This is a genomic window from Pseudarthrobacter sp. WHRI 8279, from assembly GCF_040224115.2.
Classification (GTDB): domain Bacteria; phylum Actinomycetota; class Actinomycetes; order Actinomycetales; family Micrococcaceae; genus Arthrobacter.
The window spans coordinates 1209173-1229368 of record NZ_CP168162.1; the positions used below are offsets into that span (position 1 = coordinate 1209173).

General features: G+C 66.2%; 16 protein-coding genes. 4 read left to right on the plus strand and 12 right to left on the minus strand.

What is annotated here, in order from left to right; translation table 11 throughout:
* Window positions 1–224: 224 nt before the first annotated feature.
* From glpK to ABRP28_RS05420, 3 genes are all read right to left on the minus strand, one after another.
* On the minus strand, window positions 225–1739 hold the full coding sequence (gene glpK / locus ABRP28_RS05410) for a glycerol kinase GlpK (protein WP_350003192.1): 1515 nt from the start codon (window positions 1737–1739) through the stop codon (window positions 225–227).
* A gap of 50 nt (window positions 1740–1789) precedes the next feature.
* Window positions 1790–2539 carry an MIP/aquaporin family protein gene (locus ABRP28_RS05415; RefSeq protein WP_350003191.1) on the minus strand — a complete coding sequence of 250 codons (750 nt, stop codon included), beginning with the start codon at window positions 2537–2539 and terminating at the stop codon, window positions 1790–1792.
* 90 nt (window positions 2540–2629) lie between these two features.
* Window positions 2630–4459, minus strand: coding sequence for a glycerol-3-phosphate dehydrogenase/oxidase (locus ABRP28_RS05420; RefSeq protein ID WP_350003189.1), 1830 nt, complete (start codon window positions 4457–4459; stop codon window positions 2630–2632).
* Window positions 4460–4586: 127 nt separating this feature from the next.
* On the opposite strand from ABRP28_RS05420, the gene ABRP28_RS05425 reads away from it, so the two are divergent.
* Genes ABRP28_RS05425 through ABRP28_RS05440 form a run of 4 tightly spaced genes read left to right on the plus strand, consistent with a single transcriptional unit; the run spans window position 4587 to window position 8457 of the window.
* The gene (locus ABRP28_RS05425; RefSeq protein ID WP_350003187.1) at window positions 4587–5561 is read left to right on the plus strand and encodes a sugar-binding domain-containing protein; all 975 of its coding nucleotides are present in this window, start codon (window positions 4587–4589) and stop codon (window positions 5559–5561) included.
* Between the two features lie 10 nt (window positions 5562–5571).
* The gene (locus ABRP28_RS05430) at window positions 5572–6441 is read left to right on the plus strand and encodes an aldo/keto reductase (RefSeq protein ID WP_350003185.1); all 870 of its coding nucleotides are present in this window, start codon (window positions 5572–5574) and stop codon (window positions 6439–6441) included.
* 10 nt (window positions 6442–6451) lie between these two features.
* On the plus strand, window positions 6452–7378 hold the full coding sequence (locus ABRP28_RS05435; protein ID WP_350003184.1) for an alpha/beta hydrolase: 927 nt from the start codon (window positions 6452–6454) through the stop codon (window positions 7376–7378).
* A complete protein-coding gene (locus tag ABRP28_RS05440) occupies window positions 7375–8457 on the plus strand; it encodes a glycosyltransferase family 1 protein (protein ID WP_350003183.1) in 1083 nt (360 codons plus the stop codon). Before ABRP28_RS05435 ends, ABRP28_RS05440 begins: the two co-directional genes overlap by 4 nt.
* 9 nt (window positions 8458–8466) lie before the next feature.
* Here the strand turns inward: ABRP28_RS05440 and ABRP28_RS05445 are convergent, their stop codons facing one another.
* The 9 genes from ABRP28_RS05445 to carA all read right to left on the minus strand — a co-directional run bounded on the left by ABRP28_RS05445 (window position 8467) and on the right by carA (window position 20194).
* Window positions 8467–10575, minus strand: coding sequence for a primosomal protein N' (locus ABRP28_RS05445; RefSeq protein WP_350003181.1), 2109 nt, complete (start codon window positions 10573–10575; stop codon window positions 8467–8469).
* A gap of 179 nt (window positions 10576–10754) precedes the next feature.
* The gene (gene metK, locus ABRP28_RS05450; protein WP_350003179.1) at window positions 10755–11990 is read right to left on the minus strand and encodes a methionine adenosyltransferase; all 1236 of its coding nucleotides are present in this window, start codon (window positions 11988–11990) and stop codon (window positions 10755–10757) included.
* Between the two features lie 87 nt (window positions 11991–12077).
* Entirely contained in the window at window positions 12078–13319 is a 1242-nt protein-coding gene (coaBC, locus tag ABRP28_RS05455; RefSeq protein WP_350003177.1) for a bifunctional phosphopantothenoylcysteine decarboxylase/phosphopantothenate--cysteine ligase CoaBC, read from the minus strand.
* A gap of 38 nt (window positions 13320–13357) precedes the next feature.
* Window positions 13358–13618: a DNA-directed RNA polymerase subunit omega gene (rpoZ, locus tag ABRP28_RS05460; RefSeq protein WP_003800778.1), complete on the minus strand. Its 261-nt coding sequence runs from the start codon at window positions 13616–13618 to the stop codon at window positions 13358–13360.
* A 15-nt stretch (window positions 13619–13633) separates the two neighbouring features.
* Window positions 13634–14230, minus strand: coding sequence for a guanylate kinase (gene gmk / locus ABRP28_RS05465; protein ID WP_350003174.1), 597 nt, complete (start codon window positions 14228–14230; stop codon window positions 13634–13636).
* A gap of 46 nt (window positions 14231–14276) precedes the next feature.
* Window positions 14277–14594, minus strand: a complete 318-nt coding sequence (gene mihF / locus ABRP28_RS05470; RefSeq protein ID WP_174174766.1) for an integration host factor, actinobacterial type — start codon at window positions 14592–14594, stop codon at window positions 14277–14279.
* Between the two features lie 110 nt (window positions 14595–14704).
* Window positions 14705–15577 carry an orotidine-5'-phosphate decarboxylase gene (pyrF, locus tag ABRP28_RS05475; RefSeq protein WP_350003172.1) on the minus strand — a complete coding sequence of 291 codons (873 nt, stop codon included), beginning with the start codon at window positions 15575–15577 and terminating at the stop codon, window positions 14705–14707.
* Entirely contained in the window at window positions 15570–18899 is a 3330-nt protein-coding gene (gene carB / locus ABRP28_RS05480) for a carbamoyl-phosphate synthase large subunit (RefSeq protein WP_350003170.1), read from the minus strand. The genes pyrF and carB overlap by 8 nt, the downstream gene beginning before the upstream one ends.
* Entirely contained in the window at window positions 18899–20194 is a 1296-nt protein-coding gene (gene carA, locus ABRP28_RS05485) for a glutamine-hydrolyzing carbamoyl-phosphate synthase small subunit (protein WP_350003168.1), read from the minus strand. The genes carB and carA overlap by 1 nt, the downstream gene beginning before the upstream one ends.
* Between the last annotated feature and the right edge of the window lie 2 nt (window positions 20195–20196).

Below are 20196 nucleotides of genomic sequence, written 5' to 3' on the forward strand. Positions count from 1 at the left end.
CACTTTAGCGCACCTCTGCCGCCCCTAAGCGTCAGTTGCACACGGGCGGCGGAGGTTAGCAGCGAAGACCCTCTGTTTGTGGATGGAGGGTGACTTAAGCGAAAGCAAGGAAGGCGGCCCCTCGCCGGGGTGTGGTGGGCACCGCGGAGCGGGCGGGGCAGGGGCCGCCTTCCTTGCGTGGTGCGACGGGGACCGCCGCAACCACGAACTGCTGTCTGGCTGGGCTACTTCACGTCCTCGTCAACCCAGTCCATGGACTTCGTGACGGCCTTCTTCCACAGGCGCAGCTGGCGGTCCTGCTCAGCCTGGTCCATCTGCGGCTCCCAGCGCTTGTCCTCGGACCAGTTGGCCGAGCACTCCCCCAGGTCCTTCCAGAAGCCGACGGCGAGGCCGGCCGCGTAGGCCGCACCCAGGGCGGTGGTCTCCACAACCTTAGGCCGGATGACGGGAACGCCCAGGATGTCCGCCTGGAACTGCATCAGGGCATCATTGGCCACCATGCCGCCGTCGACCTTCAGCTCGGTGAGCGGAACACCCGAGTCCGCGTTCACGGCGTCCAGCACCTCGCGGGTCTGGAAGGCGGTGGCTTCCAGCGCGGCACGGGCAATGTGGTTCTTGTTCACGAACCGGGTCAACCCGACGATCGCGCCGCGGGCATCCGAGCGCCAGTACGGCGCGAAGAGGCCGGAGAACGCGGGCACGATGTACACGCCGCCGTTGTCCTTCACGGACGCGGCGAGGGTTTCCACTTCGGGGGCGCTGCTGATCATTCCCAGGTTGTCCCGCAGCCACTGGATGAGCGAGCCGGTGACGGCGATGGAACCTTCCAGGGCGTAGTGCGGGGCAGCATCGCCGAGCTTGTAGCCGACAGTCGTCAGCAGCCCGTTCTTGGAATGGACGATCTCCTCGCCGGTGTTGAAGATCAGGAAGCAGCCCGTGCCGTACGTGTTCTTCGCCTCGCCGGCCTCGAAGGCTGCCTGCCCGAACGTGGCCGCCTGCTGGTCGCCCAGGATCCCGGCAACGGGAACTTCCCGCAGGAGCTGGGAGGTATGCACGGTGCCGTACACCTCGGAGGAGGACTTGATCTCCGGCATCATGGTCCGGGGAACACCGAAGATGCCAAGGATCTCGTCGTCCCACTGCAGGGTTTCCAAGTCCATGAACAGCGTGCGGGAGGCGTTGGTGACATCGGTGACATGCACTCCACCATTGACGCCGCCGGTCAGGTTCCACAGGACCCAGGAGTCGGTGTTGCCGAACACCAGGTCGCCGGCTTCGGCTTTGGCCCGGGCACCCTCCACATTGTCGAGGATCCACTTGATCTTGGTTCCGGAGAAGTAGGTGGCAAGCGGCAGGCCCACTTTTTGCTTGAAGCGGTCAGCCCCGCCGTCCTTGGACAGCTGGTCCACAATGTCCTGGGTGCGGGTGTCCTGCCAGACGATGGCGTTGTAGACGGCCTCACCTGTGGTCTTGTCCCACACCACGGCAGTTTCGCGCTGGTTGGTGATGCCGACGGCGGCAATATCGTGCCGTGTCAGGTTCGCCTTTGACAGGGCGGAGGCAATGACCTCGCGGGTGTTGTTCCAGATTTCGGCGGCGTTGTGCTCAACCCAGCCGGCCTGCGGGAAGATCTGTTCGTGTTCCATCTGCCCCGAGGACACGATGCTCCCGCTGTGGTCGAAGATGATGGCACGGGTGCTGGTGGTTCCCTGGTCGATGGCGATTACGTACTGGTTCATGATGGACGTCCTTGTCTGTATCGGTGCTATGGGCAGGGTTTGTTAATGGGTCAGGCTGCGGCGGTAACGATGATGGGCGCGAGGTTGGCCACGATGCCGGCAAGGGCACCGCCTACCAGCGGGCCTACCACCGGGATCCAGGAGTATCCCCAGTCGCTGGAGCCCTTGCCCTTGATGGGGAGCAGGGCGTGGGCGATGCGGGGACCGAGGTCACGGGCCGGGTTGATGGCGTAGCCGGTGGGGCCGCCGAGGGACACGCCGATGCCGACGACGAGCAGGGCGACAGCGAGCGGGCCCAGGCCTGAGGGGGTTCCGCCGAAGGTAAGGATGACGAACACCAGGACAAAGGTGCCGATGATTTCGGTGACCAGGTTCCAGGGGGTGGACCGGATGGCGGGCCCGGTGGAGAAGACGCCGAGCTTGCTGGCAACCTCCGGCTCCGCATCAAAGTGCTGCTTGTACGCCAGCCAGCACGCCACGGCACCAAGGAAGGCGCCCAGCAGTTCGCCGCCGAAGTACGTCAGCGTGGAGGCGAAGTCCACCGGTACGTCCGGGGCGTATTCGGCTTTTCCGTTGACCAGCAGCCCGAGCGTGACGGCTGGATTCAGGTGGGCACCCGATTTCGCGGCAACGAAGACGCCGGCGAAGACAGCGATGCCCCATCCCCAGGTGACCATTAGGAACCCACCGCTGTTGCCTTTAGTCCCCCGCAGGGCAACGTTGGCGACGACGCCGCAACCCAGGAGGGTCAGCATCGCCGTTCCGAATACTTCGGAAAGGAAAACTATTCCAAGAGACATCTTTGACTCCTTTATTTTCTGATGGAGGTCCTTCGTGGGTTGAAGGACCGTGGGCCGGGGCGGGTTGCCGCCCCGGCCTGCAACCGGGTGCTAGGCGACCAGGCTGTGGGTTTCTACACGGTGGAACTTTTGCAGCACATCTTGCGCGTGCTTGATCTCTGCAGCGCGGACCGCGGCGTTCCAGCCAAGGGGAACGGCCAGCACATCTGCCACCTCGTTCAGCAGTTCGCCCGTCACCAGGCCCCTGAATGCCAGGGAAGTCCGGCGGATGAGGACGTCCACGAGGTGCCCCACCTGTTCGTTGGCGGCCATGAACTCCAGTTCACGGACGCTCAGCTCGCGGGTGGAATGCAGCAGCCTGTCGGGTCCGGCGTCGAGGTGCTCCATGACGGTTTCGGCACGGGTCCCGTACCTGGTCAGTAGTACCGCGGTGCGGTCGGCGTCACGGCCGGAGGCCATGTGCGCCTTGATCCACTTCTGCACGCCGGGCTCGTCAGCGGGGAAGCCTGCGCCGCCGCCGATGGGGAGCTGGGCGGTGGAGACCTTGCGGCCCATCCCGATCTCGGCCAGCACGTCGTTGGTCATGTGTTCTGCCAGGGCACGGAAGGTCGTCCACTTGCCGCCGACGAGGCTCAGGACCACGGCGCCCTTTCCGTTACCGTCCTGTCCGGGTTCGCGGCGCTCGATGCGGTAGTCGCGGGACACGAAGCCGGGCTGGGTGGCGTCATGGCGTGGCAGCGGCCGGACTCCGGAAAAGGTGTAGACGATCTGGTCGCGCGTAACGGCGACGTCCGGGAAGACGTGGCCCACCAGGTCGAAGAAATACTCGATTTCCTCGTCGGTGCAGACGGCGTCCTGTGCCATGTCAGCGTCCACGTCGGTGGTCCCCACCAGGACCCGGTCCCCCATGGGGTAGATCAGGACGATGCGTCCGTCCGTGTGCTCGAAGAAGATTTCCCTGCCGTTGCAGGCTTCCAGGAGAGCAGGGTTGTCCAGCACGATGTGGGAGCCCTTGGTGCCGCCCATGAAAGTGGAGGCCGTACCCATTGCCTCGTTGGTAAGGTCCACCCAGGCGCCCGTGGTGTTCACGATGACGTCTGCGGTGAAGTCGAATTCCTCGCCCGTGAGTTCGTCCCGCAGCCGGACGGTGCTTCCCTTGCCGGTGCCCGGATTGGGCTTACCGGTCATGGACTGCAGGGAAACGTAGTTGCTGGCACGGGCCGTGTAGCCCTGGGCGTTGCCTTCGCCCGCCGCCGCACGGCCGGCCTTTTCACCGTCCTGGAGGACGTCCAGCGTGAGCCGCTCCGGGTTGTGCACGGAAGCGTCAAAGTAGGTGGCGGTGTACTTGACGTCGGGGCGGAGGGCCGGCAGTTCCGCACGGGCCCGCTGGCCGCTGCGGAACTGGTGCCGCGGGACCGTGCCGCCGTCGCGGGAGAACGAGTCGTAGAGGCTCAGGCCAAGCTTGATGAGGAAAGCGCCGCGTTCCTTGGGCTTGCCCTGCTGCTTGTGCGTCAGGAAGCGCAGGGGTGCGGACAGCACACCGGAAAAAGTGCTGAAGATGGGAATGGTGGTCTGCAGCGGTTTCACGTAATGCGGGGCGATTCGCAGCAGCCGGTTGCGTTCCACCACTGATTCCTGGACCAGGCGGAATTCGCCGTTCTCGAGGTAGCGGATGCCGCCGTGGATCATGTGCGAGGAGGCCCCGCTGGCTCCCTGGCAGTAATCTCCGCGTTCAACGAGCGCAACGTCCACACCCTGCAGCGCGAGGTCACGGAAGGTTCCTACGCCGTTAATGCCGCCCCCAACCACCAGCACCTTCGCGTGCGGCCGGCGCCGCAGATGGTGGACGGAACTGCGTTCGGCTCCCGGCTTCTCCGCAGGTGTTGCGGAAGGTCGGCCGGTTAAATCCTTGGGTCCCAAAACGACTCCCTTGGGGCTTTGTGTGGCGCGGGCAACCGAGTGGGCGGGCCCGCCGTTCTCCACTATTGTTTGGACTAATGGAAAATGGAGTCAAGCACTATGCACAAACGTGCACGAGGGAGCGGTAATGGACCCGTCAAGGCACTCTGAAGCCCTCCGAGCTGCACAAATGTATTATCTGCAGGACCTGACCATGGATGCGATAGCCCGCGAACTGCGGACCTCCAGATCCACCGTGTCCCGGCTCCTGTCCTCCGCACGCGAATCCGGACTGGTCCAGATCCAGATCCGCAACCCCCTGGACACCGGTCCGGAGCTCGAGGGTAGGATCCGGCACCATTATGGGGTCGACGTCCATGTAGTGCCGGTCCTGGAAACACTGAATGAAGCCGAGACCCTGGACCGCGTGGCTATGCAGGCAGCGCGCACCATCGGACCCCTGGTGGATTCGAACGCCATCATCGGCGTGGCCTGGGGATCCACGCTGAGCGCAGTCAGCCGCCACCTCACCCGCAAGATCACCCATGACAGCGTGATCGTGCAGTTGAACGGCGCCGGCAACATGCACACCACCGGCATCACGTACGCCAGCGACATCATGCGGCGGTTCGGGAGCGCCTACGGGGCGCGAGTGGAGCAGTTCCCCGTACCGGCGTTTTTCGACCACGCCGCCACCAAGACCGCCATGTGGAATGAGCGCAGCGTGCAACGGATCCTGGAACTCCAGGCCAAGATGAGCATTGCCATTTTCGGTGTGGGATCAGTGGATGCGGACTACCCCAGCCACGTCTACGCGGGTGGATACCTGGATGAGACGGACCTGAACATCCTGGCCACGTCCGACGTCGTGGGTGACGTTGCCACCGTCTTCTTCCGCGGCGACGGATCCTCCGACGGCATCGTCCTCAACGAAAGATCCACGGGGCCGGCCCTCGCCGAACTGCGGCAGGTCCGGCGGAGGATTTGCGTGGTGTCCGGGGTCTCCAAGATCAACGGGCTCCGCGGGGCCCTGGCCGCCGGCCTGGCCACCGACCTGATCCTGGACGAGGCCACCGCGCGGCGCCTGGTGGATTTCGAGGGCCTCACGGCGGCCAATGGGTAGAGTCGTGGCTATGAGAACCTCACCGCGGCTCAGCCTGAACAACGGCGTGCTGATCCACCAACTCGGCTTTGGACTGTACAAGGTCCCCGCCGCGGACGCGGAAGGGCTCGTTGCCACCGCGCTCGCTGCCGGCTACCGCCACTTTGACACCGCAGCCATGTACGGCAACGAAACCGGAGTGGCCCGCGGGATCAATTCCCAACTGGGCGGGTACGCCGGCAGCGGCGGCTCCGGCGAGCTGTTCCCGGCGTTGTCCAGGGAAGACGTGTTCATCACCACGAAGGTGTGGAACGACCACCACGGCTACGACGCGACGCTGAGGGCCTTCGACGACTCCATGGTCAACCTCGGCCTGGATTATGTGGACATGTACCTCATCCACTGGCCCTGCGCCAGGCGCGGGCTGTTTCCCGATACCTACCGGGCCCTGGAGACCCTGTACCGGGAAGGGAAGGTCCGTGCCATCGGTGTCAGCAACTTCCAGCCGTCCCACCTTGACCGGCTGCTCCAGACTGCGGAGGTGGTTCCCGCCGTCAACCAGATTGAGCTGCACCCGTGGCTGCAGCAGGCGGAACTGCGCACGCTGCATGACGGGCTGGGGATCAGGACGGAGGCATGGAGTCCGCTGGGCCGCGGACAGGTCCTGGCCGATCCCGTTGTCCACGCCTGCGCTTCTGAACACGGCAAGACGCCCGCCCAGGTAATCCTGCGCTGGCACATGCAGCTGGGGAACATTGCCATTCCGAAGGCCAGCACCGAGGGGCGCATCCGAGAAAACCTCAACATCTTCGACTTCGAACTCTCGGACCGGGACATGGCTGCGCTTGCAGGCCTGGACCGGGGGCACCGCACCGGCTCGCACCCGGACCACGTCAATTAAGGCAGCACCGATGACCACAGCACGGCCCGGGCCTGCCTCGCCGGCCTACTTCAGCCATGGACTTGAGTCCCGCACGTCATCCTCCTCGGTGGAGATCGACGGCGGGAAGGTTGCGTTCTGGACGTACGAACCGCTGCATGCCGGTCCGGAAACGCGAACGATCCTGGTGATCCACGGCTTCCGCGGAGACCACCACGGACTCCTGCGCGTGGCAGACCAGCTTCCGGAGATGCGCATCATCATGCCGGACCTGCCCGGCTTCGGCGGCTCCGAGGCGTTCACGTCCGGCCAACATTCGGTGAAGCAGTATGGCTCCTTCATTACCGGATTCATGGCAGCCCTTGGCCTGGGCCCTGAGACGGTCCTGCTGGGACACTCCTTCGGCTCGATCATTGCCGCACACTTCGTGGCCGACCATCCGGGATCGGTGAACCCCCTCATCCTCATCAACCCCATCGCGGCACCGGCGCTGGAAGGGCCCAAGGGAGTGATGACCCGGCTCGCGGTCCTCTACTACCGGCTTGCCGCGCGCCTTCCCAGGCACCTGGGACTGGCTTTGCTGCGGAGCCCGCTGATCGTCCGGATCATGAGCGAAACCATGGCCAAGACAGCCGACAGGGACCTGCGCCGTTTCATCCACGGCCAGCACAGCGCCTACTTCAGCGCTTTTGCCAGCCGTGACAGCCTGCTTGAATCCTTTACCGCGTCGGTCAGCAGCCATGTTGCCGAGGTGGCCGGCCGGCTCACCCTCCCGGTGCTGCTGATCGCCGGCGAAAAGGATGAGATCGCAGTCCTCCCCGACCAGCGCCGCCTCGCGGAGCTGCTGCCGGACGGCGAACTCAAGGTGATTCCCGGCGTCGGACACCTTATCCACTACGAAACCCCCGAACCGGCAGCCTCGTTCATCCGCAGCTTCCTTAAGGACCACCCCGCGTGAAGATTGTCATCGACGCACGTTTTACCCGGACCGACCACCACGACGGCATCAGCCGCTACGGGGCAAGCCTGATCGCAGCCACCGCGAAGATCGCGGACGTTTCCATGCTCGTCTCGGACGTCCGGCAGCTCCGCCTGCTCCCCGATGTTCCCTACACGCTGATCAGCAGTCCGTTGTCGCCGAGGGAGCTTTTTGTGGCGCGCACCATCAACAGGCTTGGCGCCGACGTGGTGGTGTGCCCCATGCAAACGATGGGCACCTGGGGCCGCAAGTACGGCCTGGTGCTGACGCTCCACGACCTCATCTACTACGAGCACCCTGCCCCGCCCGGGTTCCTGCCTGCACCGGTCCGGCTTCTGTGGCGGCTGTACCACAAGGCTTTCTGGCCGCAGCGCCTGCTCCTCAACCGGGCCGACACGGTGGCCACCATCAGCCGGACCACCGAGGCGCTGATCGCAAAGTACCGCCTGACGCGCCGCCCCGTGCGGATTATCAGCAATGCCCCCCAACCGGAGCAGGAGCACGGGCCCCGGCCAGCCGGCGCCGGGGAAGACCGCGCGCTGGTCTACATGGGCTCTTTCATGCCGTACAAGAACGTTGAAACCATGGTGGCGGGAATGGCGGGCCTGCCGGGCTACACCCTCCACCTGCTGAGCCGCATCACCCCCCAACGCCGCGCCGAACTGGAACGGCTGGTTCCGCCAGGGGCGCATGTGGTGTTCCACAACGGCGTCACGGACGGGGAGTATCACGAATTCCTGCGCTCGGCTGCTGCACTGGTAAGCCTTTCCCGGGCCGAAGGCTACGGGCTTCCCCTGGTGGAAGCCATGGCGCTCGGCACTCCCGTTATTGCCAGCGATATCCCCATCTTCCGCGAGGTGGGCGGGGACGCCGCGCTCTACGTTGACCCGGCATCCCCCCGGCAGTTTGCCGAAGCCGTGCACACGCTCCAGGACAATGCCCGCTGGGAGGAACTGTCGCGGCGCTGCGTTGCCCGTGCCCGGGAGTTCAGCTGGGACGAGTCAGCACGGCAGCTGGTGGATGCAGCCCACGAAATTGTGGTCCGGCGCCGCCGCTAAGGTCCCGCTCTAGAGGACGTCGATGCCGTCCAGCCGGAGCTGGAAGGGCTCGCTGGAGCGTTTTGCCGCGGCCGCGGCCCTGGTGACCCGCAGGACACGGGTGACGGTCCCAGCCTGTCCATAGGGGAAGAAGAGCAGGGTGCGCACATCCTCAGCTGACCTGCGGGGCGATGGCGGACCGTTCAGCACCACGGGTGCCGGTCCGGCTGTCCGCAAGGTGATCCCCCCGGAGGCCAGGTCCGCTGCCACGGCCGCCGTGTAGTGCTCGACGGCGGCGCGCTGCCCGGTAACGGACGCGGTGCGGACCGCGGGGGGAAGCTGCAGCTCCGCCCGCAGCGACAGTTCCCGCTCCGCAAAGCCAGCGGGATCCCAGCGGAGCAGGGCACCCACGGCAGCTGTATCCGCGGCGGTGACCACCACCAGCCCGCCGTCCGATGCAGGACGCACCAGTGCGGCCGCATTGAACCACCGCCGCACGGTGTCCTCGCCGGCGCGCAGTGTCTCACGGCGCAGGAGGGAATCGCCGTCCAGGAGCAACGCTGCCGCGTATCCCCCATCCGCCACGGGTTCGGCACCCACCGTGGCCACCACCAATGCCTTGCCCGAACCCACGGCAGCCTTCACCTGGTCCCCCGAGGAAGTGATGACGGCCTTGCCGGGAAAGGCGCGGCCGAGCTCCTCGGCTGTCCTGATGACTCCGGTGGCGCCCTTGCGCAGGCGCCGGCCGCCGCAGTGCACGCAGTGCCAGTCCGGCGCCGGCGTGGAGCACCAGCGGCATTGGGGCATTGCGGACGTGCCGCTGGCGCCTGCTACGGCCAAGGGTCCCTGGCAGCTGCCGCAGCGGGCCGGCTCGCGGCACATCTCGCAGGCGAGGGACGGCGCATATCCCGCGCGGGCCACCTGGACAAGGACCGGTCCGCGCTCGAGCCCTTCCTTGGCGGCCCGCCATGCGGCACCGGGCAGGCGGGCAATCCTGGCCAGCGGGTCCCGCTCCTGCTCGAAGCTGTCAGCAGTGTTGACGACGCGCGGGACCGTCCTGCGGACGTCATGGCGGCCGGCTTCGACAGCACGTGCCCAGCCTGCCGCCACCAGCCGCTGGGCCTCCGTGCTGCGGGAGTGGCCCGCAAGGAGGCAGGCGGCATCTTCCTGTTCGGCCCGCAGGAGCAGCACCTCGCGGGCGTGCGCATACGGGGCACGTTGCTCGATGTGGAGGTCGTCGCCGTCGTCCCAGCAAACCACCAGGCCCAGGTCCCGGACCGGGGCAAAAGCTGCGGACCTTGTCCCGATGGCAACCCGGGCGGTCCCCGCCAGGAGCCGAAGGAAATTGCGGTAGCGCGGGGTGGGACCGTCGTCGGCCGCCAGCCGGGCAACGGCGTCTTCGGGCAGCAGGGCATGGAGCGCCTCTTCAAGGCGGTCAAGGTCACGGTAATCGGGTACCACCACCACGGCGCCCCGCCCTGAAGCGTAGGCGGCGGCCACCGCTTCCGCCAAGAGCCGGGGCCATCCCCCCGGGCCGTATCCCTGCAGCGGGTTCAGTACGGCCCTTGGGGAACCGCCCCCGGCCAGGTGGTGGAGGAAGGCCTGGCCGTTGTGATAGGCCGCCCAGGCACCCGGCAGGGTGGCCGGCGAGGGACCGGCTTGAAGCTGTGTGGCCTCGCGCGGTTCTGCCTTGTCCGGCGCTGCCGGCGCGTCCGGTTCCGCCGCGACGAACTCCTTTTCCAGTTTCGCGACGCGGGGCGGGACGGCGACCCGGAGGACGTCGCTGACCGTACCGGCGTACCGTGCGGCGACGGAAGAAACGAGCTCCCGGACAGCGGGCGTGAGCACGGAAACCGGGGATACAACCTTCGCCAGGGGCACCAGGGTGTGTCCGGCGTCGGACGCGGCAACGCGTTCCATCAGGAAACCGCTGAGGTCCTGGCCGTTGAACTTGACCTTGACCCTGACGCCCGGCATGGCCGCTTCGTCGAGGGTGTCCGGAACCCCGTAGTCGAAGAGCCGGTCCAGGTGCGGCAGGGAGGATTCCACCAGTACCCGGGCTACGGGCAGGTGCCTTGCCAGTTGCGGCCCAGCGGGCCTTGTGGTGGACGGAAAGCCCTGCAGGAGTGAGGGCTGCACGGCGCCGGGGAGCTCCGGGGACGGGCGGGCAGGACTGTCAGCAGCGATGGCAGTAACCTCCGTTCGGCTCCCTGATGGACAAATTCAGCCAAGCACAGGGCACTGACATTGCGTCGCAGGCAAAGATGCAAGCCGAGATGCAGGCGAAGTTACAGGCAGCCAGTCCGGCGGTGCGGGGCCTAGGCGTTGAAGAACGCCTTGAGGTCGTCCACGCGGTCCAGCCGCTCCCAGGTGAAGTCAGGCTCGTCGCGGCCAAAGTGTCCGTGCGCCGCGGTCTTGGCGTAGATGGGCCGCTTCAGGTCCAGTGCGTCGATGATGGCGCGGGGGCGCAGGTCGAAGATCTCCGCGATGGCGGCACTGATCCGGGCCGGGTCAACCGTTTCCGTGCCGAACGTTTCCACGTAGGTGCCCACCGGACGGGCCTGGCCGATGGCGTAGGCAATCTGGATTTCTGCACGCTTGGCCAGCCCCGCGGCAACCACGTTCTTGGCAACCCAGCGCATGGCATATGCGGCGGAGCGGTCAACCTTGGACGGGTCCTTGCCCGAGAAGGCGCCGCCGCCGTGGCGGGCCATGCCGCCGTAGGTGTCAACGATGATCTTGCGCCCGGTCAGGCCGGCATCACCAACGGGGCCGCCGATGACGAACTCGCCGGCCGGGTTCAGGATGTTGCGGACGCGGGAGAGGTCGAGGTTGGCCCCTGCCAGCACAGGCTTGATGACGATGGCGGCAAGGTCTGCGCGGAGCTGGTCCAGGCTTGCGCCTTCGGCATGCTGGCTGCTGATGACAACGGTTTCCACGGAGACCGGGACATCCTTGTCATAGCCGACCGTCACCTGGGTCTTGCCGTCGGGGCGGAGGTAGGCCAGTTCGCCTGATTTGCGGACTTCGGTGAGCCGTTCGGAGAGCCGGTGTGCCAGCCAGATGGGCAGTGGCATGTAGGAGGGTGTTTCGTCGCTGGCGTAGCCGAACATCAGGCCCTGGTCGCCGGCGCCCTGGAGGTCGTAGTCGTCTTCCTGCCGCCCTTCGCGGGCTTCGAGCGAGTTGAAGACGCCGCCGGCGATGTCGTTGGACTGCTGGCCGATGGACACGGACACGCCGCAGCGGGCGCCGTCGAACCCGTTGGCCGATGAATCGTAGCCGATGCCCAGGATGGTTTCCCGCACGATCTGGGGAATCTCGACGTAGGCATCAGTGGTGACCTCGCCCGCAACGTGGACCAGGCCCGTGGTGGCCATGGTTTCCACCGCAACCCGCGATTCGGGGTCAGCAGCCAGAAGCGCATCCAGGATTGCGTCACTGATCTGGTCGCAGATCTTATCCGGATGGCCTTCGGTAACCGACTCGGAAGTGAAGAGCCGCAGCGCGCTGGGGGTGGCTCCGGACGTGTGGGGAAGGTGCAGCGGTAAAGTCACTCAACTACCTTACTGGTTGGAATCCGGACTCCCCGAAGGGAAGCCTCTGGAGATGTCTCCGTACTAAGCAAACGTGGCGTGGAACACTCAGGCGCGCGGCGACACAGAATTCAGTTCGTGGCCGATCCGGCTGATGACGGCTGCGGAAACCTCCGTCTTGGTTCCGGACGCCTCCTGTGGTTCGGAGCCGGAGCGGGCCAGGATGACAACGGAATTGGTGTCCTGCCCGAAGACCTTGTCCGTTCCCACGTGGTTGACCACCAGCAGGTCGCAGCCCTTGCGCTGCAGCTTCGCCCGGGCGTGCGCCAGGACATCACCGTCGCTGTCTCCGGTCTCAGCCGCAAAACCGACAATCAGTTGCTGCCGCCCGCCCGGGGCGGCACTGTTCCGGCGTTCCACAAGTTCGTGCAGGATGTCCGGGTTGCGGACCAGCGTGATGACGGGGTCGTCGCGGTCGTCGCGCTTCTTGATCTTGGTGTCGGAAACCGCCGCGGGGCGGAAGTCCGCAACGGCCGCGGACATGATGACGACGTCGGAGTCAGCTGCCGCCGCAAGCGCGGCTTCGCGAAGCTGCAGGGCGGTTTCAACGGGCACAACCTCGACGCCGGAGGGAGGGGGAACATCCATGTGTGCTGCCAGCAGGCGGACGGTGGCGCCGGCGTTCCTGGCGGCTACGGCCAGGGCGACGCCCTGCTTGCCGGAGGACCTGTTGCCCAGGAAGCGCACCGGATCCAGGGGTTCACGGGTTCCACCGGCACTGATGGTGACAATCCGGCCTGCCAGCGGCAGCTGGAAGTCCGCCTGTCCGTCCACCAGTGCCATGGCGGCATCGAAAATCGCATCCGGTTCCGGAAGCCTGCCCGGACCGGAATCAGCGCCCGTGAGCCTGCCGCTGGCAGGTTCCAGGACGGCTGAGCCGCGGCTTCGCAACGTTTCCACGTTGGCTTGGGTTGCCGGGTGCTGCCACATCTCGGTGTGCATGGCCGGGGCAAACAAAACGGGGCCGCGGGCCATCAGCAGGGTGTTGGTCAGCAGGTCCCCCGCCTGTCCGGTGGCAGCCTTGGCCAGGAGGTCGGCGGTGGCCGGGGCGATGACGATCAGGTCTGCCTCGTGGCCCAAACGGACATGGTTGACCTGGTGGACGTCGTCGAAGACGCTGTTGCTGACCGGATTTCCGGACAACGCCTCCCACGTGGCAGTGCCAACAAACCGGGTGGATGCCTCGGTGGGGATCACCGTGACATCGTGGCCGGCTTCAGTAAAAAGCCGGAGGAGCGATGCCACCTTGTAGGCGGCAATCCCTCCCCCGACTCCGAGGACTATGCGCACGTGACCTCCGTCAACAGCAAGTCAGTTCGGCGGCAGTCTTACTCTGCTGCTTCAATCGGCGTGGAAACCAGCTTGCCTTCGTTGATCTCGCGCAGTGCGATCGAAAGCGACTTCTCGTTCAGCTTGGTGTCAACCAGCGGGCCGACGTATTCGAAAAGGCCCTCGTGCAGCTGGGCGTAGTAAGCGTTGATCTGACGAGCACGCTTGGCACCGAAAATCACCAGGCCGTACTTGGAATCGGCTGCCTCAAGCAGCGAGTCGATCGGCGGGTTGATGATGCCTTCAAGGTTCGTGGACACGAATTCTCCAAAGTTCTAGCGGGCTGACGGTTCCGGCGCTCCATGCGGGTGCGGGGTCAGCCCCATGAGTGAAACAAGCTCGTCCGCTGCCCGGCGAACGTCGTCATTGATGACGGTGTAGTCGAACTCCGGTTCAGCAGCAAGTTCCAGTTTAGCGGTTTCCAGCCGGCGCTGCTGTTCCTCCGGTGTTTCCGTGCCGCGACCCACCAGGCGGCGGACCATTTCGTCCCAGCTGGGCGGGGCCAGGAAAACGAACTGTGCGTCCGGAACAGCGGCCTTCACCTGCCGGGCACCCTGCAGGTCGATTTCCAGGAGCACGGAACGGCCCTCGGCGATGGCCTGGTTGACGGTGCTTTTCAACGTCCCGTAGGTGTTCTGCCCGTGGACCACGGCCCATTCCAGGAGTTCACCGTCGGCAATGAGCTGCTCGAACTCCTCCTTGGACTTGAAGAAGTAGTGGACGCCGTCCTGCTCGCCGGGGCGGGGCGCCCGGGTGGTGGCGGAAACGGACAGCCACACCTCGGGATAGTTGTCGCGGATGTAAGTGGACACGGTGCCTTTGCCAACAGCCGTCGGACCTGCGAGGACTGTCAGTCCAGGTTTCTTGCTCACGTATTCCTTTGCCGGGGTATGGGGTGGGCGGGCCTGGCGGCCCGGCCTAACTCTCGTCTATAAAATCTACCAGCGCGCGGCGCTGGTGGATGCCCAGGCCGCGGACCCTGCGGGAGGCCGCGATTCCCAGCTGGTCCATGATGGCCGCCGCCCGGACCTTTCCGATGCCCGGGAGGGCCTCAAGGAGTTCGGAGACCCTCATGCGTGCCAGCGCCTCGTCCTGCAGCGCGGAGCTGATGATGTCCGCGGCGGATCTCTCGCCGTTTTTGAGGCTTTCCTTGGCCGCCGCGCGGGTGGCCCTGGCTGCTGCTGCCTTGTTCAGGGCCTCAGCCCGTTCCGACGCGGATAACGGTCGCAGGACCATGGTGCACACCCCCGGATTCGGTGGACGGGTCCAGGGGCGACCGCCCTTGGACCTGTCCTGAAACTACCCTTTGGTGCTGCCCGAATCAATGCATGCGGTGAAACGAACCACTATTCCCCGCGGAGCCCATCCAGGGTCCGTTGCGCCGCGTCCCGCAGGCCGCGCCGCTCCGGCCCCGCGGAGAGGATGTCCCTGCTTGAGGTGCCCAGGACCTGCGGGTACGCCGCGCCGAAGGTCGCGCGGAGGTCGGCCGGTGTGGCACCCTGCGCGCCGAGCCCCGGGGCCAGGACCGGTCCCCGGACGGCGGCCAGGTCCAGGTCCAGCTCGGACAGGGCAGAGCCCACGGTTGCCCCCACCACCAGTCCCACGGAGCCGAGGCTCCCCTGGTAGCGGCGGTTTTCCACGGCAGCCGCCTGGGTGATCCTGCGGGCAACGGAATCCGCTCCCCCGACGTGCTGGACAGACGCGCCCTCGGGGTTGGACGTCAGTGCAAGGACGAAAACGCCGCGGCCGGTCTCGGCTGCCAGGTCCAGCGCGGGGCGCAGCGACTCGAAGCCAAGGTAGGGACTGAGCGTTACCGAATCGGCCGCCAGGGGTGAATCGTCCCGGAGCCAGGCGTCGGCATAGGCCGCCATGGTGGAGCCGATGTCACCCCGCTTGGCATCGGCGATGGTGAGCACCTGCTCGTCGCGTGCTTCTGCGAGAAGCTCCTCAAGGACAGCCATCCCCGCGGAGCCGTGGCGTTCGTACAGCGCCACCTGGGGCTTGATGGCGGCAGCGAGCGAAGCGACGGCCTCCAAAACCGTCAGCGAGAAGCGCCTCAGGCCGGCGGCGTCGTCGTGCAGCCCCCAGCCCTTCAGCAGGGCAGGGTGGGGATCGATGCCGACGCACAGCGGACCGCGTGCGGCCATGGCGGCACCCAGCCGGGAGCCGAATGACTCCCGGCCGGGTGCTTCACGGGACGGCGCTGCCTGCTCAGGCATGCTGCAGTGCCGCCTTCTGAGACGCGGCTTTCTGCGATTCGGCCAAGGAGGCGGCGTGCTCCTGCAGGCTGGTGACCGACCACTCGTAGGTCCGCATGGCCTCGATGGCCTGGACCGCGGCGTTGAACTCAGCCACCGTGGTGATGCAGGGAATGCCGATGGAGGTGGCGGCTGCGCGCAGTTCGTAGCCGTCGCTGCGGGCCTCGCCACCGGACGGCGTGTTGAAGACCATGTCGATCTCCCCGGCAATGACCAGGTCTGCAATGGTGCCTTCACCCTCGGCGCTGCTGCCCTCGGCAACCTTGCGGACAGGGGTGGCCTGGATGCCGTTGCGGCGCAGGACGTCCGCGGTGCCGCCGGTGGACACGATCTCGAAGCCGAGGTCCGAGAGCCGCTTGACGCCCATGATCACGGAGCGCTTGTCCCGGTTGGCCACGGAGACAAAGATCTTGCCTTCGGTGGGCAGGGCATTGTTGGCTGCGGCCTGGCTCTTGGCGAACGCGGTGTCGAAGTGCTTGTCGATGCCCATGACCTCGCCGGTGGAGCGCATTTCGGGGCCGAGCAGGGAGTCAACCACCTTGCCCTCAAGCGTGCGGAAGCGGCTGAACGGCAGGACTGCCTCCTTGACGGACACCGGGGCATCCAGCGGAAGCGTGGAACCGTCGCCCACCTCGGGCAACATCTTGTAGGCGCTGCGGAGCTGGTTGATGGTCACGCCGGTGCCGATCAGGGCAGCTGCCTTGGCCATCTGCACGCCGGTGGCCTTGGAGACGAACGGCACGGTCCGGGACGCGCGGGGGTTTGCTTCCAGGACGTAAAGGACGTCTGAGGCCAGGGCGAACTGGATGTTGATCAGCCCGCGGACGCCCACGCCTTCGGCGATGGCGCGCGTTGCCGTCCGTACCCGTTCCAGGACGTTGGTGCCCAAGGTGATGGGCGGCAGGACGCAGGCGGAGTCGCCGGAGTGGATGCCGGCTTCCTCGATGTGCTCCATGATCCCGCCGAGGTACATGTCGGTCCCGTCGAAGAGGGCGTCGACGTCGATTTCGACGGCGTCCTCCAGGAACCGGTCAATCAGCACCGGGTGGTCCGGGGTAATTTCCGTGGCGTTGGCGATGTAGCGGGACAGGTTGGGCTCGTCGTAGACGATCTCCATGCCCCGGCCGCCGAGGACGTAGGACGGGCGGACCAGGACAGGGTAGCCGATTTCGTCAGCGATCTTCTTGGCATCCTCGAAGGACACGGCGGTGCCGTTCTTCGGGGAGATCAGGCCGGCCTTGTCCAGGACGCGGGAGAACATGCCGCGGTGCTCGGCGAGGTCGATGGCCTCCGGCGAGGTGCCGAGGATGGGAACGCCCGCGTCGGCCAGCTGCTGCGCCAGCTTGAGGGGGGTCTGGCCGCCGAGCTGGACGAAGACGCCCATCACGCCGCCGGTGCGTTCCTCGGCGGCGATGACCTCCAGCACGTCCTCGAGCGTCAGGGGCTCGAAGTACAGGCGGGTGGAGATGTCGTAGTCCGTGGACACGGTCTCCGGGTTGCAGTTGACCATAACGGTCTCGTAGCCGGCCTTGCGCAGTGCCATCGAGGCGTGGACACAGGAGTAGTCAAACTCGATGCCCTGGCCGATCCGGTTGGGACCGGAGCCGAGGATCAGGATGGACGGCTTGGAGTGCAGCGCAACCTCGTCCTCTTCGTCGTACGCCGAGTAGTGGTACGGCGTGTAGGCGGCAAACTCCGCCGCGCAGGTGTCCACGGTCTTGTAGACCGGACGGATGCCCAGGGCCTGGCGGACGCCGCGGACCACGGCTTCGGAGTTGTGCGTGAGGGCGCCGATCTGCTCATCGGAGAAGCCGTGGCGCTTGGCGCGCTTCAGCATGTCAGCCGTGAGCGCACCGGCCTGGCGGATTTCCCGGGAGATCTCGTTGAGCAGCTGGAGCTGGTCCAGGAACCAGGGATCGATCTTGGTGGCCTCAAAGAGGTCCTCCACGGTGGCGCCGCCCAGGAGTGCTCGCTGGACCTGGTGCAGGCGTTCCGTGGTGGGACGCTTGGCCTTCTCGATGAGCTCCGGAACTTCCCATTCAGGGACGGAGCTGAAGTCCAGCTGCGAGCCCTTCTGCTCCAGGGAGCGCAGGGCCTTCTGCAGGGCCTCGGTAAAGTTGCGGCCCATGGCCATGGCCTCGCCCACCGACTTCATGGTGGTGGTCAGCGTGTTGTCCGCTGCCGGGAACTTCTCGAACGCGAACCGCGGCACCTTGACCACCACGTAGTCCAGGGTGGGTTCGAAGGACGCCGGGGTCTTCTGGGTGATGTCGTTGGGGATTTCGTCCAGCGTGTAGCCCAGGGACAGCTTGGTGGCGATCTTGGCAATCGCAAAACCTGTGGCCTTCGACGCCAGCGCCGAGGAGCGCGACACGCGCGGGTTCATCTCGATGACCACAACGCGGCCGGTGGCGGGGTCGATGGCGAACTGGATGTTGCAGCCGCCGGTGTCCACGCCCACTTCGCGGATGACAGCGATGGAGATGTCGCGCAGCCGCTGGTACTCGCGGTCGGTGAGGGTGAGAGCGGGGGCAACCGTGATGGAGTCGCCGGTGTGGACGCCCACGGGGTCGAAGTTCTCGATGGAGCAGACCACCACGACGTTGTCGTTCTTGTCACGCATCATCTCGAGCTCGTATTCCTTCCAGCCGAGGATGCTCTCTTCGAGCAGCACCTCGCTGGTGGGGCTGTACTGCAGGCCCTGGCCCACGATGCGGCGGAGGTCGTCCTCGTTGTAGGCAAGGCCGGAGCCCAGGCCGCCCATGGTGAAGGAGGGGCGGACCACCATGGGGTAGCCGAGGTCTTCGGCGGCCTTCAGGGCCTCGTCCATGCTGTGGATGATGTGGCTGCGGGCGGATTCGGCGCCGCAGCGCTCCACCACGCCCTTGAACTTCTCGCGGTCCTCGCCGAGCTCGATGGCTGCGATATTGGCGCCGATGAGCTCCACGTTGTACTTCTCGAGCACACCGTTCTTATCCAAGGCGATGGCTGTGTTCAGCGCGGTCTGCCCGCCCAGCGTGGGCAGCACGGCGTCGGGGCGTTCCTTGGCGATGATCTTCTCCACCACCTCGGGGGTGATGGGCTCGATGTAGGTGGCGTCGGCGAACTCGGGGTCGGTCATGATGGTGGCCGGGTTGGAGTTGACCAGGATGACCCGCAGGCCCTCCTCCTTCAGGACGCGCAGCGCCTGCGTGCCGGAGTAGTCGAACTCGGCGGCCTGGCCGATGACGATCGGGCCGGAACCAATGACGAGGACGCTCTTGAGGTCTGTACGTTTCGGCATTACTTCTTGTCCTCAGTCTTGTTGTCGTTTTTGTGGTCAGCGCCTGCGTTGTCCGGCTGGGCGGGATGTGCAGAGTCCACCGGGTCCTTGGACAGGTTGGCGGTCCTGCCGTCCCGCGTTCCCTCCATGAGGTCGATGAAGCGGTCGAACAGGTAGGCGGCGTCGTGCGGGCCGGCCGCTGCCTCGGGGTGGTACTGCACGGAGAAGGCGGGGATGTCCAGGCAGGCGAGGCCTTCCACGACGTCGTCGTTGAGGCTGACGTGGCTGACCTCCACGCGGCCGTAGCGCTCCTCGGGAGCCATCGTGGCGCCGTCGAGCGGTGCATCCACGGCAAAGCCATGGTTCTGGGAGGTGATTTCCACCTTGCCGGTGCGGCGGTCCATCACGGGCTGGTTGATGCCGCGGTGGCCGTAGCGGAGCTTGTAGGTGCCGAAGCCGAGCGCGCGGCCCAGGATCTGGTTGCCGAAGCAGATGCCGAAGTACGGCAGCTTCTCGTCCAGGACGGAACGGAGCAGCTTGACCTGCGCGTCTGCCGTGGCGGGGTCACCGGGACCGTTGGACATGAAGAAGCCGTCCGGGTTTACGGCTTTGACGTCCGCCAGGGTGGCGGTGGCGGGCAGGACGTGGACGCGGACGCCGCGCTCGGCGAACCGGACCGGAGTCATAGCCTTGATGCCAAGGTCGATCGCCGCGATGGTGAAGCGGGGCTCACCCTCCCAGCCGTGGTCCTTCGGCTCCACCACGTAGGCCTCGTCAACGCTGACTTCCTCGGCAAGGCGGGAGCCCTCCATGGGTGCGCTGGCCAGGACAGCATCAACCAGTTCCTTGTCCGTAGCCTGGGCGGCCTCCCCGGAGAAGATGCCCGCGCGCATGGTCTTGTGCTCGCGCAGGTGGCGGGTGATGGCGCGGGTGTCCACACCCTGGATGCCCACGATCCCCTGGGCCACCAACTCCTCGTCCAGTGAGCGCTCGGAGCGCCAGTTCGAGGGGCGGCGGGCGGCGTCGCGGACAATGTAGCCCGCAACCCAGATGCGCCGGGACTCAGCGTCCTCGCTGTTCACGCCGGTGTTGCCGATGTGCGGGGCCGTCTGGACCACGAGTTGGCGGGCGTAGGAGGGGTCCGTGATGGTTTCCTGGTAGCCGGTCATGCCCGTGGCGAAGACTGCTTCTCCGAGGGCGGTTCCGGTGGCGCCGTAGCTGCTGCCGCGGAAGATGCGGCCGTCTTCGAGCACCAGCGCAGCTGGAGCGTAAACAGAAGTTGATACTGGGGCGGTTGTTGCTGTGTTTGTTGTCACTG